Source organism: Alkalibacterium putridalgicola, from assembly GCF_040959045.1.
In the GTDB taxonomy this organism is placed as follows: Bacteria; Bacillota; Bacilli; order Lactobacillales; family Carnobacteriaceae_A; genus Alkalibacterium; species Alkalibacterium putridalgicola.
In genome coordinates, this window is record NZ_CP162615.1 from 787,182 (window position 1) to 813,265 (window position 26,084).

At 44.5% G+C, this 26,084-nt stretch carries 25 protein-coding genes; 21 read left to right on the forward strand and 4 right to left on the reverse strand.

The features are described 5' to 3' along the window. The 12 genes from comGF (at position 1) to recN (ending at position 9,796) form a co-directional block, all read left to right on the forward strand. A complete protein-coding gene (gene comGF, locus AB4027_RS03945) occupies positions 1 to 447 on the forward strand; it encodes a competence type IV pilus minor pilin ComGF (RefSeq protein ID WP_368646061.1) in 447 nt (148 codons plus the stop codon). Then, a complete protein-coding gene (locus tag AB4027_RS03950; protein ID WP_368646062.1) occupies positions 447 to 932 on the forward strand; it encodes a hypothetical protein in 486 nt (161 codons plus the stop codon). Before comGF ends, AB4027_RS03950 begins: the two co-directional genes overlap by 1 nt. Positions 933 to 1,216: 284 nt before the next feature. Beyond that, a complete protein-coding gene (locus tag AB4027_RS03955) occupies positions 1,217 to 2,278 on the forward strand; it encodes a M24 family metallopeptidase (RefSeq protein ID WP_368646063.1) in 1,062 nt (353 codons plus the stop codon). A gap of 125 nt (positions 2,279 to 2,403) precedes the next feature. Next, positions 2,404 to 2,961 (forward strand): elongation factor P, encoded by a 558-nt coding sequence (efp, locus tag AB4027_RS03960; protein ID WP_091487402.1) that lies wholly within the window; start codon positions 2,404 to 2,406, stop codon positions 2,959 to 2,961. A gap of 53 nt (positions 2,962 to 3,014) precedes the next feature. After that, the gene (locus AB4027_RS03965; RefSeq protein ID WP_368646400.1) at positions 3,015 to 3,419 is read left to right on the forward strand and encodes an Asp23/Gls24 family envelope stress response protein; all 405 of its coding nucleotides are present in this window, start codon (positions 3,015 to 3,017) and stop codon (positions 3,417 to 3,419) included. After that, entirely contained in the window at positions 3,416 to 3,901 is a 486-nt protein-coding gene (gene nusB, locus AB4027_RS03970) for a transcription antitermination factor NusB (RefSeq protein ID WP_091487400.1), read from the forward strand. The genes AB4027_RS03965 and nusB overlap by 4 nt, the downstream gene beginning before the upstream one ends. A gap of 173 nt (positions 3,902 to 4,074) precedes the next feature. Continuing rightward, a complete protein-coding gene (gene xseA / locus AB4027_RS03975) occupies positions 4,075 to 5,424 on the forward strand; it encodes an exodeoxyribonuclease VII large subunit (protein ID WP_368646064.1) in 1,350 nt (449 codons plus the stop codon). Between the two features lie 13 nt (positions 5,425 to 5,437). Further along, positions 5,438 to 5,653, forward strand: a complete 216-nt coding sequence (locus AB4027_RS03980) for an exodeoxyribonuclease VII small subunit (protein ID WP_091487397.1) — start codon at positions 5,438 to 5,440, stop codon at positions 5,651 to 5,653. A gap of 32 nt (positions 5,654 to 5,685) precedes the next feature. Further along, on the forward strand, positions 5,686 to 6,567 hold the full coding sequence (locus AB4027_RS03985; RefSeq protein ID WP_368646065.1) for a polyprenyl synthetase family protein: 882 nt from the start codon (positions 5,686 to 5,688) through the stop codon (positions 6,565 to 6,567). 24 nt (positions 6,568 to 6,591) lie between these two features. After that, a complete protein-coding gene (locus AB4027_RS03990; RefSeq protein WP_368646066.1) occupies positions 6,592 to 7,398 on the forward strand; it encodes a TlyA family RNA methyltransferase in 807 nt (268 codons plus the stop codon). A gap of 198 nt (positions 7,399 to 7,596) precedes the next feature. Next, positions 7,597 to 8,046, forward strand: coding sequence for an arginine repressor (argR, locus tag AB4027_RS03995; RefSeq protein WP_091487392.1), 450 nt, complete (start codon positions 7,597 to 7,599; stop codon positions 8,044 to 8,046). A gap of 31 nt (positions 8,047 to 8,077) precedes the next feature. After that, positions 8,078 to 9,796 (forward strand): DNA repair protein RecN, encoded by a 1,719-nt coding sequence (gene recN, locus AB4027_RS04000; RefSeq protein ID WP_368646067.1) that lies wholly within the window; start codon positions 8,078 to 8,080, stop codon positions 9,794 to 9,796. A gap of 72 nt (positions 9,797 to 9,868) precedes the next feature. Here recN and AB4027_RS04005 read toward each other — a convergent pair whose 3' ends face one another. Beyond that, positions 9,869 to 9,982, reverse strand: a complete 114-nt coding sequence (locus tag AB4027_RS04005) for a SpoIIIAC/SpoIIIAD family protein (protein ID WP_281282298.1) — start codon at positions 9,980 to 9,982, stop codon at positions 9,869 to 9,871. Positions 9,983 to 10,160: 178 nt separating this feature from the next. On the opposite strand from AB4027_RS04005, the gene gndA reads away from it, so the two are divergent. The 4 genes from gndA to AB4027_RS04025 all read left to right on the forward strand — a co-directional run bounded on the left by gndA (position 10,161) and on the right by AB4027_RS04025 (position 15,171). Next, the gene (gene gndA, locus AB4027_RS04010) at positions 10,161 to 11,600 is read left to right on the forward strand and encodes an NADP-dependent phosphogluconate dehydrogenase (RefSeq protein ID WP_368646068.1); all 1,440 of its coding nucleotides are present in this window, start codon (positions 10,161 to 10,163) and stop codon (positions 11,598 to 11,600) included. 221 nt (positions 11,601 to 11,821) lie between these two features. Next, positions 11,822 to 12,514 carry a response regulator transcription factor gene (locus AB4027_RS04015; RefSeq protein ID WP_091487388.1) on the forward strand — a complete coding sequence of 231 codons (693 nt, stop codon included), beginning with the start codon at positions 11,822 to 11,824 and terminating at the stop codon, positions 12,512 to 12,514. Next, positions 12,511 to 14,052: an ATP-binding protein gene (locus tag AB4027_RS04020; RefSeq protein ID WP_368646069.1), complete on the forward strand. Its 1,542-nt coding sequence runs from the start codon at positions 12,511 to 12,513 to the stop codon at positions 14,050 to 14,052. Before AB4027_RS04015 ends, AB4027_RS04020 begins: the two co-directional genes overlap by 4 nt. Before the next feature lie 153 nt (positions 14,053 to 14,205). Beyond that, positions 14,206 to 15,171 carry a nuclease-related domain-containing protein gene (locus tag AB4027_RS04025; protein ID WP_368646070.1) on the forward strand — a complete coding sequence of 322 codons (966 nt, stop codon included), beginning with the start codon at positions 14,206 to 14,208 and terminating at the stop codon, positions 15,169 to 15,171. 763 nt (positions 15,172 to 15,934) lie between these two features. Here AB4027_RS04025 and yidC read toward each other — a convergent pair. Together yidC and AB4027_RS04035 are read right to left on the reverse strand one after the other, a co-directional pair. Further along, positions 15,935 to 16,915: a membrane protein insertase YidC gene (yidC, locus tag AB4027_RS04030; RefSeq protein WP_368646071.1), complete on the reverse strand. Its 981-nt coding sequence runs from the start codon at positions 16,913 to 16,915 to the stop codon at positions 15,935 to 15,937. A gap of 82 nt (positions 16,916 to 16,997) precedes the next feature. After that, the gene (locus AB4027_RS04035; protein ID WP_368646072.1) at positions 16,998 to 17,369 is read right to left on the reverse strand and encodes an acylphosphatase; all 372 of its coding nucleotides are present in this window, start codon (positions 17,367 to 17,369) and stop codon (positions 16,998 to 17,000) included. A gap of 176 nt (positions 17,370 to 17,545) precedes the next feature. On the opposite strand from AB4027_RS04035, the gene AB4027_RS04040 reads away from it, so the two are divergent. The 5 genes from AB4027_RS04040 (at position 17,546) to AB4027_RS04060 (ending at position 25,017) form a co-directional block, all read left to right on the forward strand. After that, the gene (locus AB4027_RS04040; protein ID WP_368646073.1) at positions 17,546 to 19,912 is read left to right on the forward strand and encodes a DNA translocase FtsK; all 2,367 of its coding nucleotides are present in this window, start codon (positions 17,546 to 17,548) and stop codon (positions 19,910 to 19,912) included. Between the two features lie 199 nt (positions 19,913 to 20,111). Continuing rightward, the gene (locus AB4027_RS04045) at positions 20,112 to 21,209 is read left to right on the forward strand and encodes a BMP family protein (RefSeq protein WP_368646401.1); all 1,098 of its coding nucleotides are present in this window, start codon (positions 20,112 to 20,114) and stop codon (positions 21,207 to 21,209) included. Between the two features lie 190 nt (positions 21,210 to 21,399). Then, a complete protein-coding gene (locus AB4027_RS04050; RefSeq protein WP_091487474.1) occupies positions 21,400 to 23,007 on the forward strand; it encodes an ABC transporter ATP-binding protein in 1,608 nt (535 codons plus the stop codon). After that, a complete protein-coding gene (locus tag AB4027_RS04055) occupies positions 22,964 to 24,058 on the forward strand; it encodes an ABC transporter permease (RefSeq protein WP_091487380.1) in 1,095 nt (364 codons plus the stop codon). The genes AB4027_RS04050 and AB4027_RS04055 overlap by 44 nt, the downstream gene beginning before the upstream one ends. A 2-nt stretch (positions 24,059 to 24,060) precedes the next feature. Beyond that, entirely contained in the window at positions 24,061 to 25,017 is a 957-nt protein-coding gene (locus tag AB4027_RS04060; protein WP_091487379.1) for an ABC transporter permease, read from the forward strand. Positions 25,018 to 25,297: 280 nt separating this feature from the next. Here AB4027_RS04060 and AB4027_RS04065 read toward each other — a convergent pair whose 3' ends face one another. Then, a complete protein-coding gene (locus tag AB4027_RS04065; protein ID WP_368646074.1) occupies positions 25,298 to 25,861 on the reverse strand; it encodes a class I SAM-dependent methyltransferase in 564 nt (187 codons plus the stop codon). Between the last annotated feature and the right edge of the window lie 223 nt (positions 25,862 to 26,084).

Consider the following 26,084-nt stretch of genomic DNA (forward strand, 5'->3'; position numbering starts at 1 on the left):
ATGCCGAGAGACAAAGGTTTTTCACTACTGGAAGTCATCATCACTCTAAGTATATTAAGCAGCTGTGTGCTTTTGTTTTCATTTGCCATTTCACAGATCCAGACAACACGGAGACACATAAAGGATGAACGACAGATCGAATGGCATCTGTTTATCAATCAGCTGGAATATGAACTCCAAGGCAGTGAAAACGTCACAGCCAGCAGGGACAAAGTAAGTTTCGATATATATGATCCAGAAAATCAGCGGATAAAGACTGTCTCGTACGAGCGGTATTTTCAGATCATCCGGCGGCAGGTAGGCTCGCTTGGTCATCAGCCGATCCTGCTGGAAGTGTCTGCTGTCGAGTTCTCATTGCTCGAAGAGGCCTTAACGATCCAGGTCGAATTTAATAACGGTGAAGAGTACAACGCCAAGTTTCGTGTGAATGAAAAGGACAGTGGATGATGCCGATAAAAAGATATATGAGTGAAGAAGGCAGTCTGCTGCTGTCGACCTTTCACTTACTATTGTTCATCTCGTTTCTGATCCTGTCAGTGACAGGGGTCGTCTACAACCAGCTGATGCAGTTGCAGCAGATCAGTCAGGCGTATGAGGCAAAAGCACTGATCGAGGTGAGTGAGTCAATGCTCAAAGACAGACTTGAATGGGAAGAGGTAGAAACAGCAACACTCTATTTCAGTCAGGGAGAGGTGGAGATCATTAAAGAGTCGGACGCAGAGTATTCACTCGTAGCCCATTTGAATAATCGTTACACGAGCCGGCAGAGGGTCATCATCGAACCGGCCCCCGCTCCGGAGGAAATACTGACCATTCAAGAAGATCCGGATCCAGCTGATGTACCATTGGCTGATGAAAACAGCAGTACGGGAGGGACAGGGGGATCGAGTGGAGGGATGGAAGAAAAAGAGACATTAACGGGAAACGAATGATTTGTACCTGTTAATAACTATCAAAAAGGATTGTAATAAATAAGTATAAATAAGTATCACGAAAAAGAGTTTGATTTTTCAAAAAATAAACTGGACAGCCTAAAGAGCATTTCTGAAGATAGACGTATAAGTCTTAACAGAATGCTCTTTCTTAATAACAACACAATGGACATACTACATACCGGCCCGCGTTTATTTTTCAGCCCTACTTTGCTATAATAAAAAAGGAGTGTTCATATAGATATGAACAGAGTGGAATTCAAATTAGAGAATAGGGTGTAACTATGTCACGTGTAGAAAAAATACAGAACAAGATGAAAGAACAGAACGTTGAAGCATTACTTATAACAAGTCCATATAATTTGAGATATGCTTCCGGATTTACCGGATCGACGGGGCTGAGCGTCATGACGCAGGACAAGGCATACTTCGTTACCGATTTCCGGTATACCGAACAGGCTGCAGAACAGGCTATCGGCTTTGAAGTTGTGCAAAATACGGGACCGATCTATGAAGAAGTGAAAACGATCGTAGAAAATGAACAGATCGACGTTTTGAGTTTTGAAAAAGATTTCGTGACCTATGCTACATTCGACCAGATCAGAGACATGCTGCCATGTGAACTGAACCCAAGCAGCGGTCTGCTGGAATCTCTGCGGGAAATCAAAGATGAAGATGAAATCGAAACGATCCAGCAGGCGATCAGGATCACGGAGAACGCCTTTGAAGAGATTCTAAACTTCATTAAACCCGGAGTGACAGAAATAGCTGTCGCCAACAAACTTGACTTTTTGATGCGTGAACAAGGTGCGACAAGTGTCTCTTTTGACACCATCGTGGCCAGCGGCAAGCGTTCTGCAATGCCTCATGGGGTGGCCAGTGACAAGGAGATCGAAGAGGGCGACATGATCACGATAGACTTCGGCTGCTACTATAAAGGGTATGTTTCAGATATGACACGGACATTTTCTTTGGGCGATCCCGGGGAAGAACTGAAGAAGATCCACCAGATCGTTCTGGATGCCCAGCTGAAAGTGAACGAGGCGGCCAGACCTGGTATCACAGGTAAAGAACTGGATGCGATCGCCCGAGAATACATTACTGAAAAAGGCTACGGTGATGCGTTTGGTCATTCTACCGGTCATGGCATCGGACTGGAAGTTCACGAAAATCCAGGGATCAATTTTCGAAACGAACAACCGCTGGTCGAAGGCAATGTGATCACCAATGAACCCGGAATTTATATTCCCGGATTGGGCGGGGTAAGAATTGAAGACGATCTGGTCATCACGAAAGATGGTAACCGCAATCTGATGAAGGTAACCAAAGAACTGATCCAGCTTTAAAAAGTTAAATTTATAGAAAAAATTACCTGTGAAAATAGGTTTTCATACCTAATCATGATACAATAGAAGCAAGCAAACTCATCGGTTCTTGAATACCGATCGAGAGGTAACTAGGAGGAAATCGAATGATATCTACAAGTGATTTAAAAACAGGACTAACGATCGAATATGATGACAGCATCTGGCGTGTCGTGGAATTTCAGCACGTTAAACCAGGTAAAGGTGCTGCGTTTGTCCGTTCAAAACTTAAAAATCTGCGTACCGGTGCTCTACAGGATAAAACATTCAGAGCCGGCGAAAAATTCGAGGCAGCACATATCGAAACGAAAACGATGCAGTATCTTTATGATAATAACGGCAGCCATGTCTTTATGGACACGGACACTTATGAACAGCTGGAGATCCCCGGCGAGCGCATCGAAGAAGAACTGAAATACATGAAAGAAAACATGGAAGTCAGCATCATGATGTACGGAAGCGAAGTCATTGGTGTCGAAGTCCCTAACAAAGTCGAGCTGAAAGTCGTAGAGACTGAACCGGGTATCCGTGGTGATACATCCGGCGGCGGGTCAAAACCTGCTACACTGGAAACAGGCGCAGTCGTAACTGTTCCCTTGTTTGTCAACAAAGATGATGTACTGGTCATCAATACAGCCGAAGGAACATACGTCTCCCGCGCGTAACTAAAAGTTTGCTGAACCATTTCAAAGGAGGAACGACAGTGGAAGAAAAAGTGATGAGAACAAACCAGAGCAATCCTTTCGGTGAAATCGAAGTCGCCCCTGAAGTGCTTGAAGTTATTGCCGGTATTGCGGCTAACGAAGTGGATGGCGTCTATGCCATGCAGGGGAAATTTACCAAAAAGATGAAAATCGCCTTCGGGAAACCGAACCATAAAAAAGGTGTGCATTTAACTTCTGATGAAGACGGTTTGAAAGTAGATATCTACTGCTACTTCAAGTTTGGCGTCAACGTACCTGAAGTCGCGCAAGCCATCCAGAAGAAAGTGCGTGAACAGATCTTCCATATGACAGATATCACGTTAGCGGAAGTTAATATCCATATCGCAGATATCGTACCGGAAAAAACATCATTCCAGGACTTGTTTGACCTGGACAAAGAAGAGGATGAGGAAGAGTGACCACTGTAAGGCGTGTAATTAGGGAAAAAGCCTTTCAGTCTCTTTTCCAATTAGCTACCCATGAAGAACTGACTGTAGATGAAGCCATTCAATTAGCCCTTGATAGTACGCTGTCGCATAAAGACGACCGTTCGATCGAAGAAGCGATGGCTGCTGTTCTACCGATAGAAAACAAAAAAAATAAAGAAGAAATCGTGACTGATGCCATCACCTATCTGAGAGTGTTAGTAAATGGTGTTCAAGAGCATCGTGACGATATCGATCAGACGATTACAAAGCATTTGAAAAACTGGACGATAAACCGTCTGGAGCGGACCAACTTATTACTGTTGAGACTAGCGACATATGAATTGGTTTACCAGCCGGCAGTAGATAAGCGTGTTGTCATGAACGAAGCGATCGAACTGACGAAGACATTCAATGATGACAAGTCAAGCAAGTTCGTCAACGGCATCCTGCAGAGTATTGCCGACAATAGATAGCACTTTTTCTGTCGTTCCCAAATTATCTGCTTTTGTTATGGATGAGCTCAAGAACTGAGATGAATGACGAGCAGTAAGAGAGGGCGAAAAGCAGGACGGAAGACCGTCTGCTTTTCTGCTCTTTTTCTATTTACATAACTAACAGAAATGAAAACCAGGAAGGAAAAAAATGTATGGACCAGGAGTACCTAACTGTTACTCAGCTGACACGTTACGTTAAACGCAAGTTTGATCAGGACCCCTATCTGGAACGTGTCTTTGTCAAAGGAGAAATATCGAACTATAATCCGAAACGCCGGAACAGGCATCAGTACTTCAGCATCAAAGATCAGGGAGCTAAGCTGTCTGCTGTGCTATTTTACAACGAACAGCAGAAACTGGGGATAGATCTGGAAGAAGGCATGAGTGTATTAGCGGTCGGCCGTTTATCGGTATATGAAAAGACGGGCGCTTATCAGCTTTATGTCGACCATATCGAACCGGAAGGACTGGGACAGCTTTATGCCGCGTATGAACAGACGAAGAAGAAACTGACCGAAGAAGGCTGGTTTGATCTCGAACGCAAGAAGCCGCTCAAACGGTTCCCGAAAAAAATCGGCATCATCACAAGTCAGAGCGGAGCCGTTATCAGAGACATCCAGACAACGATCGAAAGACGCTTTCCCATAGTGGAACTGTACTTGTTCCCAGCCGTCGTTCAGGGAGACAAAGCCGCAGATTCCATTGTCAGAAGTATCCGTCAGGCAGATCAGGATTATGACCTGGATACCCTGATCGTCGGACGTGGAGGCGGGTCCTTCGAAGACCTTTTTCCGTTCAACGAAGAAAAGGTGGCGCTGGCTATCGCAAATGCACGAACGCCTGTCATCTCTTCTGTCGGACACGAAACGGATACTACCCTGGCTGATCTAGCTGCCGATATCAGAGCTGCTACACCGACAGCGGCTGCCGAACTGGCGGTACCGGTGCTGACTGAAGAAGTCGGCCGGATCGACCAGAACCGTCAGCGGGTGACGCAGGCGATGACGACGATCATCCGTCGTGAAAAAGAACGTGTCGACCGTCTGGAGCGTTCGTATATCTTCAGACAGCCCAGACGCTTGTATGATGGATACAGTCAGAACCTTGATCAGCTGACAGACCAGCTGATCCGGACCGTCGATGATCAGGTCAAGGAAGACAAGTACCAGGTACAGCTCTTAGATCAGGAACTGAAAGCCTATCACCCTGGCGCCAAGGTCAGACAGGCTGCCGAAAATAGAGAACAACTGACGAAACAGCTGATGTCAGCAGCTAAACACTACGTAAAAAATCAGGAAAACGATGTGAATAGCCTGATACAGTCACTGGATCATTTATCCCCGCTGAAGATCCTTAGTCGTGGTTATGCCATTGCACAAAATGAAGCGGGCGTAGTCAAATCAGTGGATCAGGTTACTGCAGAGGATAAAATCGACATCACGGTCGCGGATGGCAGCATCAAAGCGAGAGTGGAAGAAACAGTGAAGAAAGAAATTGAGTAAAAAGGAGAACTTTATGGATAAAGAAAAAACATTCGATGAAGCAATGAAAGAACTGGAAACGATCGTGACAAAACTCGAACAAGGTGATGTTCCTCTGGAAGAGGCACTGGATCAGTTTCAGGAAGGCATCAAATTGAGTCGCTACTGTAAAAGTATCGTAGAAGATGCGGAAAAAACAGTAACGAAAATGGTCAATGAGAATGGGAATGAAGAAATACTTGAAGACTGAACAGTTACTTAATGACATAAAAGGAGCCGGCTATGCATTTTCAGACGTTTACTAAAAACTACAAAAAATCATTTGAAAAGTATTTAACTAATCTGGTTCAGGATAAAAGCCAGACAGCAATTGAAGAAGCCATGCGCTATTCTCTGGAAGCAGGGGGCAAGCGACTTCGTCCACTTATCCTGATCGCGCTGGTCAATGCTTTTGATAAGGATGTATTGCAGGCTTACCCGGCTGCGGCAGCGCTTGAGATGATCCATACCTATTCGCTTATACATGACGACCTTCCCGCAATGGATGACGATGACTTGAGAAGAGGCAAGCCGACCAGTCACATCAAGTTTACCGAAGCGACGGCTATACTGGCTGGCGATGCGCTTTTGACCAAGGCTTTTGAAGTTGTGACAGAGGGAGAACTTTCCGATAAACTCAAACTTGCCTTGGTAAGAGAACTGGCTCAAGCATCAGGACATGAAGGCATGGTCGGGGGACAGCAGGCAGATATGGATGGTGAAAACAAAGACTTGACCGTCGAAGAATTGGGCTCGATCCATTCACGAAAAACAGGTATGCTCATTCGATTCGCTTTTCGAGCGGCAGGGATCTTATCCGAAGTAGACAAGAACACCCTAAGCGATCTGGATACGATAGCTGACAAAGTCGGCATTGCCTATCAAATCAGAGATGATATCCTTGATGTCAGCAGTACCGAAGAAGAACTCGGTAAACGTGTCGGAGCAGATGCAAAACATGGCAAGAGCACTTATCCGGCTTTACTTGGACTGGAACGTGCACAGGAGCTTTTCGCTGAACATCTTGATGAAGCTTTGGCACTGAACGAGGCGATAAACAACCGTATATCTAACTTTGACAAAGAACTGCTGGAGTCCTTTATCCAGTCTCTTAAATTGAATTGAAATGCTCAACAGCGAGGTGAAAAAGTGAAAAAAGAACGGGCAGATGATTTGCTTATTGCACAGGGATGGGCCGAAAATCGGGAAAAGGCGAAGCGGTTCATCATGTCTGGGAAAGCCTATACGGAAAAGGAAGAACAGATTTTTACAGCAGGAGAAAAATGGCCGGGAGATACAACCGTCTATATCAAAGGAGCTGATCAGTTGTATGTCAGTCGCGGCGGCAGAAAACTGGAAAAAGCCCTTGAAGTGTTCGACATAGACTTAAGCGGCCGGATCGTTCTGGATATCGGAGCCTCGACAGGCGGTTTTACCGATGTATGTCTGCAGCAGGGGGCGAATCGTGTCTATGCCCTGGATGTCGGGACGAACCAGCTGGCCTGGAAACTGCGGATCGATGAACGCGTCGAAGTGATGGAACAGACTAACTTCAGACATGTCACGATCGACGATTTCAAAAAAGGAAGACCTGAATTTGCGACGATCGACGTTTCGTTTATTTCTCTGAAAAAAATCTTTCCGACGCTGAAAACGATCCTTATAGAAGGCGGCGAAGTCGTGGCGCTGATCAAGCCTCAGTTTGAAGCACATAAAGAGGATGTCGGCGAAAAAGGCATTATCACCGACCGGTCCGTTCACGAATATGTAGTCAGAGACAGTGTGGATTATCTCTATGATCAGGGGTTTGAAGTGAAACAAGTGATTCCCTCACCTATTAAAGGCGGGAAAGGAAACAAAGAATTTCTGGCCCATATCGTTTTAAGAGGAAAAACACCTCAAAGCAAAGAGGAACATGTGAACAGTGTGATCAGCGAAGCGCTGTTTGCTGACTGATCACTGTATATAATCGATTATAATATTAATAAACTGCTTTTTCTATGCAGCTACTGTGTTTAAAAGAACATAGCTTCTCAAAGTGTTGATGTTGGCATATATGGTGAAAAGAAGTATAATAAGAGTGTATAAACTGTATAAATATACTGACGACCTGTGAAGCTGACAACGAGGCAAACATGCATAGGAGTGAAAAAAGTGAAAAAGAAAGAAAGACATCAATTGCTGAGGAAACTCGTTCAGCAGGATGTAATTCGAAAGCAGGAAGATTTCGTCGATAAACTGCATGAACGTGGGATCGAAGTCACTCAGGCAACGATTTCCAGAGACATCAAAGAACTGCAGCTGGTGAAAGTACCGGCTCAGGACGGCGGCTATCGGTATAATCTACCTCCTGAGATGAATTACGATATTTCCAAGAAACTCTCCCGCTTGATGAGAGATGCCTTTGTATCCATCGACACCCAGAGAGAATTTGTTTTAATTCGAACGCTTCCCGGAAATGCCTTTGCACTGGGATCTTTGATTGAGACAGCCAAGTACAGTGAAATGTTCGGCTGTGTCTCAGGCGACGACACGGTCTTAGTCATCTGTCGGGATGAAGAAAGTGCAGAACGTTTCCAGAGAAGAATCATCTCCTTTATATAAACTAATCATTAACAGACTAGGAGGTTTGTCTTTGTTAGAATCGTTGCGGATCAAGAATTTTGCAATAATAGAAGAATTGTTCTTAGACTTTAAAGAGGGCATGACTGTATTGACGGGTGAAACCGGTGCAGGAAAGTCCATTATCATTGATGCAGTAGGCTTGCTGGCTGGAGGAAGAGGATCGACAGAATTTGTCCGCTTTGGGTCAAAAAAATGTGTCCTGGAAGGTGAATTCAGTTTCAGACCGTCAGCGGAGCTTATGGCTCTGCTCAGTGAACATGAGATCGAACATGAAGCCAATACTCTGCTTGTTCAGCGTGAGATCTTCACGAGCGGCCGGACCGTCTGCCGTATCAACGGGAGCATCGTGACCATTGCCGTACTGAAAGAAATCGGCAGTCACCTGATCGATATCCATGGACAGAATGAACATCAGGAGCTCATGGTAACTGAAAATCACAGTCATCTGCTCGACTATTTTGGCCCCAAAGAGCTGCTCAAACTGAAGAAAGAATACCAGGATGTCTTTCATGATTTTAAACAGCTGACTAGAGAGCGCGACCAGTGGGTGTTCAACGAACAGGAACTGGCCCAGCGCCTGGATATCTTAAGGTATCAGGTCGATGAGATCGAAGCGGCCCAGCTGCATCCGAATGAAGAAGAGGAGCTGCTGGAAGAAGAGAAGAAACTGGCGAACCATCAGGCGATCGTCGAAGCCTTATCTTCCAGTTATGCGGCCCTTCAAGGAGAAGAATACAGCGGACTCGACAGTGTCGGTCAGGCTATGGAAAAAATGGCTGCTGTGGAAAACATAGACGAGTCATTCAAGCAGATATCGGATAGTTTGTCTACAGCATTTTTTCAGCTCCAGGAAGCGGCCAGTGATATTTATTCGGAACTGGACGGTTTGGAGTATGATGAAGAACGGCTCAACGAGATCGAGACCCGCTTGAATTTTATTCAGCAGCTGAAACGGAAATACGGAAATTCTGTGGAAGCCATACTTGATCATTTTGAGAAGTCAGATAAAGAACTCAAGAGTTTGGAAAATAGAGAAGAGCAAGTGGATGGATTAAGTAAAAAAATCAAAACCGCTCAGACTCAGGCCCGCAAACTGGCTGAAGAACTGTCAGCCATCAGAAAAGAGACAGCAGTTGAACTGGAAAACAGTATTCAGGAACAGCTGAAAGAACTTTACATGGAAAAAGTGAAATTCCAAGTCGCGTTCAAAGGTCCTGAAGCTGCTGGAGCAGATGAACCGGTGCTGACCGAACAGGGAATCGATAAGATCGAGTTCTTTGTTTCCACCAACCCTGGTGAACCGTTGAAAGCACTGAGTAAAGTGGCATCCGGCGGAGAACTGTCGCGTATGATGCTTGCCATGAAGACGATCTTCTCGCAGTCACAAGGCATCACGAGCATTATCTTTGACGAGGTGGATACCGGTGTCAGCGGCCGTGTGGCTCAGGCGATCGCGGATAAAATTTATTCGGTCGCCAAGCATTCACAAGTCCTGTGTATCACTCACCTGCCTCAGGTCGCTGCTATGGCTGATCAGCATCTCTACATCAAAAAGACTACAGACGATGAACGCACGCAGACAAGTGTGGAACGTCTTATGGAGAATGACCGTGTGGAAGAGATCGCGCGTATGCTTTCCGGAGATGAACTGACTCAACTGACTAAAGAAACTGCAAGTGAATTACTGAAACTAGCCGGAAAGAAAAAAGAGCGTGTCAAAAAGAAATGACTGGAATCAAAAAAATCTCCTGTCTGAATAGCAGACAAGAGATTTTTTCCAGGATGTTTAAGTGATTGTTGATTATAATACGCTCAGTAATGAAGCAAATACTGGGACAACCATCGTCAGAACAAGAATACCGATCACGATGCGTGTCATTGTGCCTGTAGATCCTTTTTCTTTTCTGTTAGCCATAGGATGTGCACCCACTTTCTTAATTCATTTCAGCTATAAGTGTACTGAAAGTAGCTTTAAAATGCAAGAGTCAAGTTGAGAGTTTCAAAAGTGTTCATATTTTGTTAATATATAAAGGTAAACTCTGTAAGAAAAGAGATAAGTAATTCAGCACGAAATAATAGGAGGAGTTTGATCAATGAGTAAACAACAAGTCGGCGTCATCGGAATGGCTGTCATGGGGAAAAATCTGGCCTTGAATATCGAGAGCCGCGGTTATTCTGTGTCGCTATACAACCGTACGTCATCAAAAACAACAGCGGTAGTCGAGGAAAACCCTGACAAAAATGTCGTAGCTACCTATGAACTGGAAGAATTCGTCAATTCTCTTGAAAAACCAAGAAAGATTTTGTTGATGGTTCAAGCCGGTAAAGGAACAGATGCTGTGATCCAGCAGTTACTGCCTTATTTAGATGAAGGGGATATCCTTATCGACGGTGGAAATACATTCTATCAGGACACGATGCGTCGCAGCAGCGAACTGGCAGACTCAGGCATCAACTTCATCGGTACCGGCGTATCTGGCGGTGAAGAAGGCGCGCTTAAAGGTCCAGCGATCATGCCGGGCGGGCAAAAAGAAGCCTACGATCTTGTATCACCGATCCTTGAAAAAATCGCAGCAAAAGCTCCGGCCGATGGTGAACCATGCGTGACCTATATTGGACCGAATGGCGCCGGACACTACGTCAAAATGGTGCATAACGGTATCGAATATGGCGACATGCAGCTGATCGCCGAATCCTATGACTTAATGAAAAATATGGTCGGCTTGTCAAATGAAGAAGCGGCAGAAGTCTTCAACGAATGGAACGAAGGCGAACTGGATAGCTTCCTGATCGAAATCACAGCCGATGCACTGACTAAAAAAGATCCTGAAACAGGAGAAGACATGGTCGATGTCATCCTGGACCGTGCCGGAAACAAAGGGACCGGTAAATGGACGTCTCAAAGTGCTTTGGACTTGGGCATCCCACTTCCATTGATTACAGAATCTGTCTTTGCCCGTTATATTTCAGCAATGAAAGAAGAACGTGTGGAAGCCAGCAAAGTCCTGCCTAAACCGGCAACAAAACTTTACGATGGCGACAAAAAAGAACTGATCGAAAAAATGCGAGAAGCCTTATACTTCAGTAAAATCATGAGTTATGCACAAGGTTTCGCCCAAATGGGGACAGCATCTAAAGAACATGATTGGAACCTCGAATATGGTGAAATCGCTAAAATCTTCCGTGCCGGCTGTATCATCCGTGCGCGCTTCCTGCAAAAAATCACGGAAGCGTATGAACGTGAACCGGAACTTAAGAACCTGGTCCTTGATGAATATTTCATGGATATTGCTGAAAGATATCAGCAGTCAGTGAGAGATCTTGTTGGACTGGCAGTGCAGGCAGGCGTTCCTGTACCAGCCTTTTCATCAGCGATCGCCTACTACGATTCCTATCGTTCAGAACGTTTACCGGCAAACATCATTCAGGCACAGCGTGACTACTTCGGTGCTCACACGTATCAGCGAGTAGATAAAGAAGGAACGTTCCACTTCGACTGGTATGGTAACGAAGGCGAAGAAAGCTGGGACTAGACTAAGGTTATTTTATAAAAAAAGTTATAATAGTAGGTTTTCATTCCGAAAACCTACTATTTTCTTGTTATAAATTTTATAACTTGTTATAATCTTTAAATTAGATTAGTCTTACATTTCTAATTATTCAAAATTGTGGTAAACTGAAAGGGCGTAATGTCAGGAAAAATCACATTAATTTAAACTCATAAACGCATAAAAAAACAGTAGGAGTGAAAAACGTGGCAAAGATTTTAATTATTGAAGATGAAAAGAACTTAGCTCGCTTTGTTGAACTAGAATTGACACATGAAGGGTTTGAAACGGAAGTCCGTTTTGACGGTCGTTCAGGTCTGGAAGCGGCAGTCGATGAAAATAAAGAATGGGATATCGTCCTGCTCGACTTGATGCTGCCCGAATTAAATGGTATCGATGTTGCCCGACGCATCCGTCAGGTCAGCAACGTGCCGATCATCATGATGACAGCCCGCGACTCTGTTATTGACCGTGTTTCTGGTTTCGATCATGGTGCGGATGATTATGTCGTCAAACCTTTCGCGATCGAAGAATTATTGGCGCGCATGCGTGCACTGCTTCGTCGTATCGAAATCGAAACAGAAGAAAACGTCAGCCGTCAGACGACCATCACGTATAGAGACATTACGGTCGAAAAAGAAAACCGTGTCGTTAAACGCGGAGAAGAAGTCATTGAACTGACTAAAAGAGAATACGAACTCCTTGTCGAACTGATGGAGAACTTGAACGTCGTCTTGTCGCGTGAAGTGCTTTTAAATAAAGTCTGGGGATATGAAACTGAGGTGGAAACCAACGTGGTGGACGTCTATATCAGATACCTGCGTAACAAGATCGATGTTCCAGGAAAAGAAAGTTATATTCAAACGGTCAGAGGAACAGGCTACGTGATGCGTACGTGAAACCTCAAGCAGCCGTTGATACGAAAGGAATAAATGAGAAAAAACGTATTTCTTTGAGATGGAAGTGGACTATCGGGGCTGCGATTGCACTATTCTTAACTTATACCATATTTTCTACGATCCTGTTCATCACTTTTCAGCAGATCATGATCGACAATGAACAGCAGGCGGTCAGGAATGTCATGGTGAATTTGACAGAACGATTCGGTCAGCACTTTTACGATCTGACAGAAGAGGATGTTGAAGAGATCCTGGATCAGCAGGAGTTGTATCTGACCCCTGAAATGCCCATTATCGAAGAGACGCAGAATCAGCGAAGTACGCCTTTGCGTGCAAGTCAAGGGAGTATTGTGATCAGAGTCTACAACCCTGAAGAAGAATTATTATATGAAACCAATGATAGCGATATTGCCTTTGAACCGAATGAAACGCTTCAGATCGAATCGGTGGAAGAAGGGCCGAATGGTGAAGCTTTATCGGCCATCACGCCCGTCTACTCCTTTTTGAACAATGAACGGATCGGATACGTCCAGGTCATCAACACCTTGTCGTCCTATCACGAATTGTTCAGAAGTGTCTTAGGTGCGATCCTTCTGACGGGGGTCATTGCCCTGCTCTTTAGTGGGGTCATCGGTTACATTATAGCCATTTCCTTCCTTCAGCCGATCCGCCGGTTGACCGAAGCCATGCATATCATTGAAAAAGATCCTGAGTCCAGTGAACGTATCGATGTGGGAGACGGGAACGATGAGCTGACAGAACTGGCCAATGCCTACAATGCCATGCTCGATCGGATGCAGCGGAACATCGAACAGCAGAAACAGTTTGTGGAGGATGTATCTCATGAGCTGCGCACACCAGTGGCTGTTGTAGAAGGACATATGAAACTTCTGAACCGCTGGGGTAAAGATGATCCGGTCGTTCTGGACGAGTCACTCAGTGCATCGCTTCAGGAAATCGAACGCATGAAGAGCCTGGTACAGGAGATGCTCGACTTGTCCCGTGCCGAACAGGTGGAGATCCATTATAAAAATGAACGGACATCCGTGCGTGAACTCATCAATCAGACCTACAACAACTTCAAGCTGGTCCATCCTGATTTCACTTTTATTCTGGATGACGACCTTCACAAAGAAACCTATGTCAATATTTACCGTAATCATCTTGAGCAGATATTGATCATCCTCTTGGATAATGCAGTGAAATATTCGACAGATCAGAAAGTGGTTCATTTGAGTGTATCCGACAATGGTCCGAATATTCAGATCGCCGTTCAGGACTTTGGTGAAGGGATGACTGAAGAAGATACCGAGAAAATTTTCCACCGTTTCTATCGTGTCGATAAAGCGAGAAGTCGACACAAAGGCGGCAATGGCTTGGGCTTATCTATCGCTAAACAGCTGATCGAAGGCTATCATGGGAAAATTTGGGCAGAAAGTGTCCTACATCACGGATCTATCTTCCGGATCGAATTACCGAAACTTAAAAAAGCAAAGACTTCTTTGAAAAACACGGAAGCCAGTAACAGCGAAGACTAATAAAGATTATAATAAATAATAGAAAAACTCCGAGTCGTACATGTTTATGTAGGGTTCGGAGTTTTTTTTGACAAAAAAAGTCAGTTTCTGATTTGTTGGACAGTTATTACTATATAAGGAACTGAAGACAATTTGTTGAACGGAGGAGTAGGAATGGTTATAACGAACAAAATAGACACGATTGGCATGTCACATACGATGGATACGACTAACAAGACGAAGAGGAGAGATAAAATGGACATAGTTAACACGACGAGGAGGAAGAAATCTGATCAGTTAAAAATACTGGAATCACTGAACAGCCGGACACATTTGGCGCATGCCCAGCAGCAGTATATGATCAATCTGCAAAAGGGGTTTGAGGGAGAAGCACTCTTTGACAAGCTTATTCAGAATTATCTGGGTACGGATAGGGAATGTCTGCAGGACCGGCTAATCACCTACAACGGGTCGACAGCACAGATTGATGCCCTGATCCTTATCGGCAATACGCTCAATCTATATGAAGTGAAAAATTATGAAGGGGAACACCAGCAGTTGTCGGGACACTTCCGCCGACTCAAAGGACAGGAATTCATCTGTCCGAGTGTCCAGTTAAGTCGGACTGAGAAAGTTCTGAAGCAGGTACTAAATCAGTGGACGGAAACTGTTGATATCCACTCTTATGTGATTTTTGTAAACCCAGCCTTTACGCTATTCGATGCCAGAATGAGTGACCCGTTTATCCTGCCGACACAAATCAAAAAACACTTTGAGAAACTGAAAAACGATCAGACACAGTCATCAAAAGAATGTATACGGCTCGTCAATAAGCTGCAGTCGGAAAGCAGAAGCGGCGAAAAGTACAGAGGAACACCTCAAAATTATGCTTACGAAGATATGAGAAAAGGACTCATCTGCAGTAACTGCCATTCATTCAACTTGAAACTGACCCAGCGCCAGGCATTCTGTCGGGACTGCGGTGCGCAGTATAAAAATGATACACTGCTGCTACATCATATAGACGAACTTACCTTGCTTTTCCCGGAAACAAAACTTACAACAGCACTAGTGTATGACTGGATCGATGGAAAGTTGATTAAAAGAAGAATAGGACGGTTATTACAGAATCTTTCTTGATCTGAGGGATAATTAGTGCTGTGTTAGACATATCGAGAGAGGAATGTCGCAGTCGCGAGCAGAGAAGGCGATGAGTGAACAGGTAGGTGCACGAAATGTCGCAGTCGCGAGCAGAGAAGCGGATGAGTGAACAGTTAGACGGACGAAATGTCGCAGTCGCGAGCAGAGAAGGCGATGAGTGAACAGGTAGGTGCACGAAATGTCGCAGTCGCGAGCAGAGAAGGCGATGAGTGAACAGGTAGGTGCACGAAATGTCGCAGTCGCGAGCAGAGAAGCGGATGAGTGAACAGTTAGACGGACGAAATGTCGCAGTCGCGAGCAGAGAAGCGGATGAGTGAACAGTTATGGAGGTGAAATGTCGCAGTCGCGAGCAGAGAAGCGGATGAGTGAACAGTTATGGAGGTGAAATGTCGCAGTCACGAGCAGAGGAACCGATGAGTGAACAGTTGTGGAGGTGAAATGTCGCAGTCACGAGCAGAGGAACCGATGAGTGAACAGTTGTGGAATCGAAATGTCGCAGTCACGAGCAGAGGAACCGATGAGTGAACAGTTATGGAGGAGAAATGTCGCAGTCACGAGCAGAAGAACAGACGAGTAAACACCAACGACTAAGATAAGACCTAAAAGGACGGCAATCGCCCAGGCGATTGCTTACCACCTGAAAGATCTCAATAAGGAAACGATGTGGCCTTGGCCACATCGTCACCCCATTTAAAAGCAAAAGAAAAAGGAGACGCCGAGGCGTCTCCTTTTATCATACTACTTACTTGTTGCGTTTCTGTTTACCTGTATTTCTGCGGTCTTTCTGCTCAAACGGACTTTGATTGCGTCGTCTGTTTTTTGCGGAAGGAGCAGGGTTGAGCTGTTTCGATTCAGTATCAGTTTCAGTGGCTTGGACTGTTTTACGCTTGCGTTTCTTACGTTTGATCACAGGTTTGCCACCGTGCTTTTTCTCCATCTCTTTTTCCAGTTTTGGTTTGTAGTATAAGTTCGTGATCAGCGACTGGCCGATCGCTACAAATCCACCGGCGAACCAGTATAAAGTCAGCCCGGCCGGACCAGTGATCGAGAATATCAAAATCATCACAGGACTCATGTACATCATGGCACCTGTCTGCTTGCGCGTTTCTTCGGGCATACCCGCCTGCATGACTTTTGTCTGGATGAAATATAAAACACCAGTCAGCGCAGCGAGGAAGATACTTGGATCACCAAGATTGATCCCCAGCCATGTGGCGCTTTGAATGGTTTCGGACATGCGGATCGCCTGGAACATGGCGGTGAATACCGGCAATTGAATCAGCAGCGGCAGGCACCCAGATAGACCACCCAGCATATTGACGTTATTTTCTCGATAAATCTCCATCATCTCTGCCTGGAGTTCCTGTTTCTCTTTTGGATCGTCTGTTTCTTTCATTTCAGCTTGAATCTCATCAGTAACCGGCTTGACTGTGGACATTTTTGCCTGCTGTTCCATAGTCGTACGCTGCTGTTTGATCGATAAAGGCAGGATCAAAATTCGAACGATAAAGGTGATCGCAATGATCGCCAATCCGTAACTTCCAGTGATATCTGCCAGGATCTCTATGAAGTTTTGTGTCGGCAAGACGAGGTAATCATAGAGGAACTGTGACATGCCACCGGTGGGATTACCAGCTTCATCGACTCGCATACACCCTGATAAAAATAAAACGATGGAGAGCATTCCACCTGATAAAAGCCATCTTTTTGTACGGTTTTTCAATTATATTCAATCCTTTAAGTTAAATTAGTGGTGAGGTTTCCTAACACGCTATTCACCACTATACCTTAATGGAAGAAAGAATTCAATTGGCCTGTGAAAAATTTGATTTTTCTTCAATGTTTTGGTCATAGGTCACGACAACTTTCTCCACTTCTGCAGCAGGAGAAGGTCCTTTGCGAAGGGCTTCGATGAATCGATTTAACTGATCCTGCTCCCCGACAGCTTCCACATAAACAGTTCCGTCGGGTTCATTGCGCACAATACCTTTGACACCTAACTCAACTGCAGATTGTTTGGTTGAAAAGCGGAAACCTACACCTTGGACACGTCCTGAAATTTCTGCACGCATCTTCTGTTTGCCGGAACTTTCCAATGGATCATTCGTGTAAATGACTTCACCACTGGAGTCGCGGTTTTTCCCCTGATCAAAAAAATCTTTAAATAAAGAACCCATCATAAATCCTCCTTTTTATAGTCCAATAGATATTTTTGGTATACTATCAGTTTACTTGTCTATAGAGGCTTAGGTCAAAAGATAGCATTCACTAACCAGTTAGAGTCAGACCCGGCCTACCTTGGAAAGACATTTCATGCTATAATTAACCAGAATATCAAGGAAGGAGTACAGAAATGGCACGTACAAAGAAACGAGGAAGACCAAAGAAAAAACAGCACGTCGTCGCACCGGAATGGATCGGATTCATCCTGTCATTCATGAGTATCCTGACTTTGGGATCATTCGGTTTTGTGGGACGATTCTTTACCAATGTCCTGCGATTTTTCGTTGGCGAAACCTATACATTTTCAGCAATCATATTATTAGGACTCGGCATCTATCTCATACTTAAAGGTGACTGGCCAAGCCTGAAAGGAGCCAGAACACGAGGTGGGGCACTTTTATATACCGCCTGGCTGGTTTTTCTTCATTCACGGTGGTTCGCACCCATCATCAATGATTCCATAAACAGTGTCGTGGCGACCTGGCGCTTTTTCTGGCCGCAGTTCACATCCAATACTATCGGGACGGATATAGGCGGAGGCATGATCGGTTCATTGTTCTTCAGTGTCAGTTATTTCCTGTTTAGTGTGGTAGGGACATACCTGATGATCATCGCGCTCGTCTTTTTTGGGATCATGACCTTTTTCCAATTTTCTTACCGTCAGCTGTTTGACCGCATAAGACATGCTCTCAAAGCTGTCCTCATGTGGATAGGGAATGGCTATAAAGAGTTCAGAGCCAAGCGTTCTGAAAAAGCCAAGATCAGAAAGAACAACAAAGGCAAGTCCAAATCTAAAAAAGAGAAGAATAAACCGGATAAGACAGTTGTCACTCAGTCAGGTGATCCTAGAGAAGAAAGCGTCATGCAGAACCAGAACCAGGAATCCGAGCAGACAGCTCTGGAAATCGAAGGTTATCAGGAACTGCAGGCCAAGTACAAGCAGCAGGTGGAGAACAAAGAGTCTGCGAAACAAGCCAAAGAAACCGGTCAGACAGATGAAAGTACAGCAGAAGACGGTCCGGTGGAATTTGAGATCGGGGAAGAAGAAAACCAGTCGTATAAACTCCCTCCTGTTACACTTTTAGATGAACATGAAGCTGTGGACCAGTCAGATGAATATTCGATCATCCAGAAAAACGTCAAAAAACTGGAAGAAACGTTTGAAAGTTTTGGTGTGAAAGCGAAAGTGACCAAAGCCAATCTTGGCCCGGCTGTAACGAAATACGAGATTCAGCCTGCTACAGGTGTGAAAGTCAGTAAGATCGTCAACTTAGCCGATGACTTGGCGCTAGCGCTGGCTGCCAAAGATATCCGGATGGAAGCACCTATTCCTGGCAAGGCAGTCATCGGGATCGAAGTGCCGAACTCTGAAGTCAGCACTGTTTCCTTCAGAGATACCATCGAAGGACAAGTCAATAATAAAGAAAAACTTTTAGAAGTACCTTTAGGCCGGGATATCGCTGGGAATGTAGCCATGGCTGATTTGGCGAAAATGCCTCACTTGCTTGTTGCCGGAGCGACCGGTTCGGGTAAATCCGTCTCGATCAACGGCATGATCACCAGCCTTTTACTCAAAGCGAAGCCCAATGAAGTCAAGCTGATGATGATCGACCCGAAAATGGTCGAATTGAACGTCTACAACGGCATTCCGCACCTCCTGACACCCGTCGTGACCAATCCGAAGAAAGCCGCTCAGGCGCTGCATAAAGTGGTTCAGGAAATGGAACGACGATATGAACTGTTTGCGGCCAGCGGGACCCGTAATATGGAAGGGTATAATCAGTACGTCAAGAAGAAGAACGCTGAAAATGATGAAGGTTTACTGCCACTGCCTTATATTGTCGTCATCGTCGACGAGCTGGCCGATTTGATGATGGTTGCTTCCAATGAAGTCGAAGATGCGATCATAAGACTCGCTCAAATGGCCCGGGCTGCTGGGATCCATATGATCCTGGCCACACAAAGACCGAGTGTGGATGTTATCACAGGGATCATCAAAGCCAACGTGCCGTCGCGCATTGCCTTTGCCGTATCAAGCGGGACCGACTCACGTACGATCCTGGACAGTAACGGCGCTGAAAAGCTCTTAGGCCGAGGAGATATGCTCTTCCAGCCGATGGGCGCCAACAAAGCCACCCGTGTGCAGGGGGCGTTTATTTCCGATGAAGAGGTGGAAGCTGTCGTCCAATTTGTAAAAGATCAGCAGGAAGCCAATTATGTTGAAGAAATGATCCCTAAAGATGAACCGAAAACAGAAGCAGGCGAGTCTGAAGACGAATTGTACAACGATGCCGTCGATCTGGTCGTCGACATGCAGACCGCAAGCATCTCCTTGTTACAGAGACGTTTCAGGATCGGATACAACCGGGCAGCGCGAATCGTAGATGAAATGGAAGTCAAAGGAATCGTGGGGCCGCACGAAGGATCTAAACCGAGGGAAGTCCTTGTGACGGAAGATCAGATGGCTGATAACGCTGAACAAGCAAATGAAAATTAGCTGGTTTATATTGATAAAAGCAGGTTAAAAAAAGATTAAAAAATTTTAACTTTCATTTTTATTACAGGAGTGTTACTATATATCCATGAAAGGGTTAACAGTTGAACTATTACGGTAATCTTAAGACATTCACTGTAATAGAACTTCTTTGACCCTTAAAGCAACTAAAAAAACAGTAGGGGGAATTACCGTGTCAAAAATGAAGTTAAGAAGTTTACTCGCAATTGGTTCATCAGCATTTCTTTTAGCAGCTTGTCAAGGAGAAGATGCATCGGATCCAGCTGAGGATCCAGCAACAGAAGAAGAAACAGGAACTGATTCAGGTGAAGAAGCTGGAGAAGAAACAGAAGCTGTCGATTTCTCGATCGCTATGGTTACCGATGAAGGTGGCGTAGATGACCGGTCATTCAACCAGTCAGCCTGGGAAGGCATGCAGGAATGGGGTCAAAACAACGGACTAGAAGAAGGCGATGGTTACGCATACTATCAATCTGATGACTCAGCAGACTTCGTACCTAACTTGAATCAGGCTTTAACAGATGGATATGACATTATTTATGGTATTGGATACTTATTGCTTGATTCAGTTAACCAGGTAGCCGATCAGAATCCGGACCAGCACTTCGGTATCGTTGATGATATTTCTGACCGCGATAACGTTGTATCTCTAACATTCGCAGACCATCAGGCAGCTTTCTTAGCCGGTGTTGCAGCAGCTGAAACAACTGAAACAGGAAAAGTCGGATTTATCGGCGGGATCGCCGGACCAGTCATCGACCGTTTCGAAACAGGATTTACTGCCGGTGTTGCTCACGCTGATGACAGTGTAGAAGTAGACGTTCAGTATGCAGAGTCATTCGGTGATGCAGGTATTGGTCAACAAATCGCAGCTGGTATGTTCTCAAACGGCGCAGACGTGATTTACCACGCAGCTGGTGCTGTAGGTAACGGTGTCTTTACAGAAGCACGTAACCGCATGGAATCAGATCCTGATAATCAATTATGGGTAATCGGTGTCGACCGTGACCAAGAAGAAGAAGGCGAGTACGATGGCGGAAACCTTACTCTAACTTCAACACTTAAACGAGTAGGAACGGCTATCCAGGAATCTGCTAACCAAGCAATGGAAGAAGGATTCCCTGGTGGAGAAACGATCGCTTATGGTTTAGAAGAAGGCGGCGTTGACTTGGTAGAAGGTAACCTTTCTGAAGAGGCATGGACTGCTGTACAAGAAGCTCGTCAAGCTGTTATCGACGGAGAAGTCGAAGTTCCAGAATTCTCATACAGTCAAGAATAATTAAATAGTTCAAAGTTCAGAGTTCTAAAAGTTAATAATGAAGCGCTGGTCTATTGGCTGGCGCTTTTTCTAATAATTTAATTAAATCACTTGCACAAATACTTTGAATAAGTAATAATGTGTGATGTTATAAAAATATAACGAGGATAGGGAGGGATCGGTAGTGGCACAGACAGAAAAAGTCATAGAAATGAAAGGCATTACAAAAAAATTCGGCGAATTCAAAGCGAATGATAATATTCATTTAAATGTCGAAAAAGGTGAGATTCACGCCCTTTTAGGAGAAAACGGTGCGGGTAAATCCACTTTGATGAACATATTGTCTGGATTGTTAGAACCGACTTCAGGAGAAATATATGTAAACGGTAAGAAAGAAAAAATTGATTCCCCTGAAAAAGCGAATCAGTTAGGAATTGGTATGGTGCATCAGCATTTCATGCTCGTGGATAAATTCACAGTAGCTGAGAACATCATGTTAGGGAAAGAAAAACATCGTTATGGATTCATGGACGATCAAGGTGCTGAAAAAGATGTAAAAGATTTATCGGAACGGTATGGTTTGACAGTAGACCCGTCTGCCAGGATCGAAGACATTACTGTAGGGATGCAGCAGCGTGCTGAAATCCTTAAAACTTTGTTCCGTGGTGCGGACATCCTGATTTTCGATGAACCGACAGGGGTACTGACACCTCAGGAAATCGATGAATTGATGGACATCATGAAGAAATTGACAGAGGAAGGCAAATCGATCATCATCATTACGCACAAACTGGATGAGATCAAAAAAGTTGCTGACCGCTGTACAGTTATCCGTCGTGGTAAGAGTATCAATACTGTTGACGTAAAAGAAACGTCTCAACAGGAATTGGCTGACATGATGGTCGGACGTTCTGTTTCATTTAAAGTAGATAAAGAAGCCAGCAAACCTAAAGGTCCCGTTCTTGAAATCAAGAACTTGACTGTTAAAGAATCTCGTGGATTGGAAGCCGTCAAAGGTATCGATCTTGAAGTTAAAGCGGGCGAAGTTTTAGGGATAGCCGGTGTTGACGGTAACGGCCAGTCAGAACTTATTCAAGCCATCACAGGGTTGACTAAAGTGGAATCGGGAACGATCAAATTGGACGGACATGACATTACGGGTAAAAAACCACGTCAGATCACAGAAACAGGGTTGGGACACATCCCTGAAGACAGACACCGTCACGGTCTGGTATTGCCGATGAAACTGGAAGAGAACATGAGTCTTCAGCAGTATTATCAGGAACCGTTCAGCAAAAATGGTTTCTTGAAGCATGACAAGATCAAAGAATACGCTAAGAAACTGATAAAAGAATTCGATGTCCGTACACAAAGTGAAGAATCAACAGCAGCATCACTTTCTGGTGGGAATCAGCAGAAAGCGATCATTGCGCGAGAAATCAGCAGGGACCCTGCTTTACTGATCGCTGCTCAACCAACACGCGGGCTGGACGTCGGTGCGATCGAATACATTCATAAGCGTTTGATCGAACAACGTGATAATGGAAAAGCTGTTTTACTCATGAGTTATGAATTGGACGAAGTTATGAATGTATCTGACCGCATAGCTGTTATGTATGACGGAAAAATCATTGCGATCGTCAATGCAGACGAAACATCAGAAAATGAATTGGGTCTCTTGATGGCCGGTGTTCCGCTGGAAAAAGCGAAACAGGAATTAGCCAATAAAGATATCAAAGCTGGAACGGCTGGAGCAGCCGGGAACGCTGTAAAAGATGGAAAGGAGCGTGAGACTGTTGCTAACGACGAATCAAAATAGATTTAATGCTTTACTCATACCTACTTTATCCATTCTTTTAGGATTCATTTTTGGGGCACTTCTAATGCTGTTATTCGGCTATAATCCGATCGATGCCTATCAGGCGATGTTGATGGGTGTATTCAATAGTCCTTATTTCATGGGTGAAGCAATGAGACAAGCTACAGTCCTGACATTTACAGGTTTGGGGTTTGCCATTGCATTTAAAGCAGGATTCTTCAATATCGGGATCGCCGGTCAACTGCTGGCTGGTTGGGTCGCTGCCATATGGGTAGCTTTGAGTTTCCCTGATTTACCGAGAATCATTCTGCTGACATTAAGTATCGGTGCGGCTATCATTGCTGGAGCTGTTTGGGCTGGTATTGCCGGTGCCTTACGTGCTTACTTTGGAACAAGTGAAGTTATCGTTACGATCATGTTGAACTACACCGCGCTGCACTTAACAAACTATATTATTAGAAATGTCCTGACTACCGGTAACACGACTGACCGTGTCAGTGACAATGCAAGTTTGAGTGTCGGCTGGTTAACAGACTTGACTCAAGGTTCCAGAATCAATATGGGACTATTCATTGCTATCATTGTTGTTATTTTGTACTGGGTCTTCATGACTCAGATGACAGCCGGGTTCGAAGTCAGAGCGGTTGGATTGAATCCAGATGCTTCGACTTATGCCGGTATGAGTGCAGAAAGAAATATTATTTTGTCCATGCTGATCAGTGGTGGTTTAGCTGGTTTAGGTGGAGCTGTTCACGGATTAGGAACATTTGGAAACCTCTTTACACAAAGTGGACTGCCAAGTTTAGGGTTCAACGGGATCGCGGTTGCCTTACTTGGGTTAGGTAATCCGATCGGTATATTCTTCTCTTCTATTTTATTTGGTGTCCTTGATGTCGGGGCTGGCTTCATGCCTAACCGTGCAGGCGTACCCGATGAAATGGCCGATATCGTTATTGCTGCAATCATATTCTTTGTCGGTGCGAACTACATCATTCGTGTGGCACTGGATAAAATGCAAAGCAATAAAACTGCAGAAAAAGGAGGAGAATAGGCATGGATATTGTTTCATTATTACAGTTGATCGTTTCTAGTTCATTAGTATATGCCGCTCCATTGATCTTTACTGCTTTAGGTGGAACGTTCTCTGAGCGTAGTGGGGTCGTCAACATAGGACTGGAAGGTATCATGGTTATGGGTGCCTTTATGTCAGCTATATTCAACTTGATGTTTTACAGTACATTTGGCGCTATGACGCCTTGGTTAGGTCTTTTAGCCGGTGGACTTATCGGGATCTTATTCTCATTGATCCACGCGGTGGCAACGATCAACCTGCGTGCTGACCATATCGTTTCCGGTACAGTTATCAACTTAGCCGCACCAGCTTTAGCTGTGTTCCTGACACGTGCCATTTATGGTGCAGCTCAAACAGGTCCATTAGCACGTTCATTCGGCTTTGCTAACATTTTCTTATTGGAAAAGATTCCAGTTATCGGTCCGATTTTCTTCCAGAATACGTCTGGACCTGCTTATCTGGGTATCCTGACTGCAGTTATTGCTTGGGTCGTTTTATTTAAGACTCGCTTTGGCCTGCGTCTGCGTTCAGTCGGAGAACATCCACATGCTGCTGAAACATTAGGAATCAACGTATATCTGATGAAGTATGCAGGCGTTATGATCTCTGGTTTCTTAGGCGGTATCGGTGGTGCCATACAAGCTCAAGCGATCCATAATGAGTTCGGTATCCTGACGGTTGCCGGGCAAGGATTTATCGCGATGGCGGCTATGATCTTTGGTAAATGGAATCCTTTAGGAGCAATGGCAGCAGCTATCTTCTTCGGATTTGCTCAAAGTTTAGCCCGTATCGGTAACTATATTCCAATCATTCAAGATATTCCAGGAGTCTGGCTGCAGGTTCTGCCATATCTATTGACTATCATCATTCTAGTCGGTGTTGTAGGACGTTCTGTCGCACCTAAAGACTTAGGAAACACATTCGTTAAATCAAAATAATTTAAGAAAAAAGGTCATCCGATTTTTTCATCGGGTGACCTTTTTATGTGTTATTAGTATTATTTTTGGACTGATGATCAGACAGGTATCGCAAGTGACAACTAAATAAACCTTTTAGATTAAAATATGGGGGAAGTTTGACTGATTGCTTTTTTATTCATCCATTCACTTATCTGACCGACTGTCTTCATACAGCCTGAATAGTGCAGGACTTGAATAGACTGAAGAACATTACTCTATCTACTTTCTCTATTGATCGATAAGGTCTATGAGTTCTGGATCATTTTTTTTCAATGGCAATGAGAAAAGGTGGAGAATTTTTCTGATTAAGGAAGTTATAGTGTAAAACGGAATAGTTTTTCTGTGGAAGAGATTCAACGTAGTCCAGGATGACATTCTTTTCCTCTTCACCGCCTTGATGACCGTAATAAACCATCAACAGGACCAGTCCGTTCTTTTTCAGACGGGATAAGGCCTGTTTGACACTGCTCAATGTGGACCCGGGCGTAGTGACGATCGACTTATCCCCTTTTGGCAGATAGCCCAGGTTGTAGACGACCAGTGAAACGGTTTCTGCTGGAGGAAGGATGTCTACTATATTCTCATGGCCGATAGGGTGGAGCTGGACACGCTGGTCTAAACCAGCCTCGATCAACCGTCTTTTAGTCGTGTCGATCGCTTGTTTTTGGATGTCGAACCCGATCACTTTTCCTGTATCTTCGACAAGCCGGGCGAGCAAATGTGTATCGTGTCCGTTTCCGACTGTCGCATCGATGACGGTATCACCGGGCTGGATGGTCTGATTCATCAATGCATGCGAATAAGCTAAAGCTGAAAGTAACAACTGAGATAAACTCCTTTATGGGTATATTTAGTGAGACGTACTGAATGAGCAGCAAAAAGTGCTGACAGTCTCGTATATTTAGTAAATGGTTAGTTAGATTATAACACTATTTATATTACGATATGGTAACAAAACGATTTAAAGCAGTTCAGGCATTTCTCTTTTTAAAAAAGAGCGTTATAATATATGAACAGAACAAGATATATATTTGAGAGGAGCAATT

What these genes read in the sequence shown, in the direction of transcription:
- AB4027_RS04050 (WP_091487474.1), top strand. Translation starts at nt 21,400, where the DNA reads ATGAAAGGCATTACAAAAAAATTCGGCGAATTCAAAGCGAATGATAAT.
- AB4027_RS04035 (WP_368646072.1), bottom strand. Translation starts at nt 17,369, where the DNA reads ATGGGTTCTTTATTTAAAGATTTTTTTGATCAGGGGAAAAACCGCGAC.
- AB4027_RS04045 (WP_368646401.1), top strand. Translation starts at nt 20,112, where the DNA reads ATGAAGTTAAGAAGTTTACTCGCAATTGGTTCATCAGCATTTCTTTTA.
- AB4027_RS03950 (WP_368646062.1), top strand. Translation starts at nt 447, where the DNA reads ATGCCGATAAAAAGATATATGAGTGAAGAAGGCAGTCTGCTGCTGTCG.
- AB4027_RS04060 (WP_091487379.1), top strand. Translation starts at nt 24,061, where the DNA reads ATGGATATTGTTTCATTATTACAGTTGATCGTTTCTAGTTCATTAGTA.
- AB4027_RS03980 (WP_091487397.1), top strand. Translation starts at nt 5,438, where the DNA reads ATGGATAAAGAAAAAACATTCGATGAAGCAATGAAAGAACTGGAAACG.
- efp (WP_091487402.1), top strand. Translation starts at nt 2,404, where the DNA reads ATGATATCTACAAGTGATTTAAAAACAGGACTAACGATCGAATATGAT.
- AB4027_RS03955 (WP_368646063.1), top strand. Translation starts at nt 1,217, where the DNA reads ATGTCACGTGTAGAAAAAATACAGAACAAGATGAAAGAACAGAACGTT.
- AB4027_RS04025 (WP_368646070.1), top strand. Translation starts at nt 14,206, where the DNA reads ATGGTTATAACGAACAAAATAGACACGATTGGCATGTCACATACGATG.
- AB4027_RS04040 (WP_368646073.1), top strand. Translation starts at nt 17,546, where the DNA reads ATGGCACGTACAAAGAAACGAGGAAGACCAAAGAAAAAACAGCACGTC.
- gndA (WP_368646068.1), top strand. Translation starts at nt 10,161, where the DNA reads ATGAGTAAACAACAAGTCGGCGTCATCGGAATGGCTGTCATGGGGAAA.
- AB4027_RS03985 (WP_368646065.1), top strand. Translation starts at nt 5,686, where the DNA reads ATGCATTTTCAGACGTTTACTAAAAACTACAAAAAATCATTTGAAAAG.
- comGF (WP_368646061.1), top strand. Translation starts at nt 1, where the DNA reads ATGCCGAGAGACAAAGGTTTTTCACTACTGGAAGTCATCATCACTCTA.
- AB4027_RS03965 (WP_368646400.1), top strand. Translation starts at nt 3,015, where the DNA reads ATGAGAACAAACCAGAGCAATCCTTTCGGTGAAATCGAAGTCGCCCCT.
- AB4027_RS04005 (WP_281282298.1), bottom strand. Translation starts at nt 9,982, where the DNA reads ATGGCTAACAGAAAAGAAAAAGGATCTACAGGCACAATGACACGCATC.
- AB4027_RS04055 (WP_091487380.1), top strand. Translation starts at nt 22,964, where the DNA reads ATGGAAAGGAGCGTGAGACTGTTGCTAACGACGAATCAAAATAGATTT.
- xseA (WP_368646064.1), top strand. Translation starts at nt 4,075, where the DNA reads ATGGACCAGGAGTACCTAACTGTTACTCAGCTGACACGTTACGTTAAA.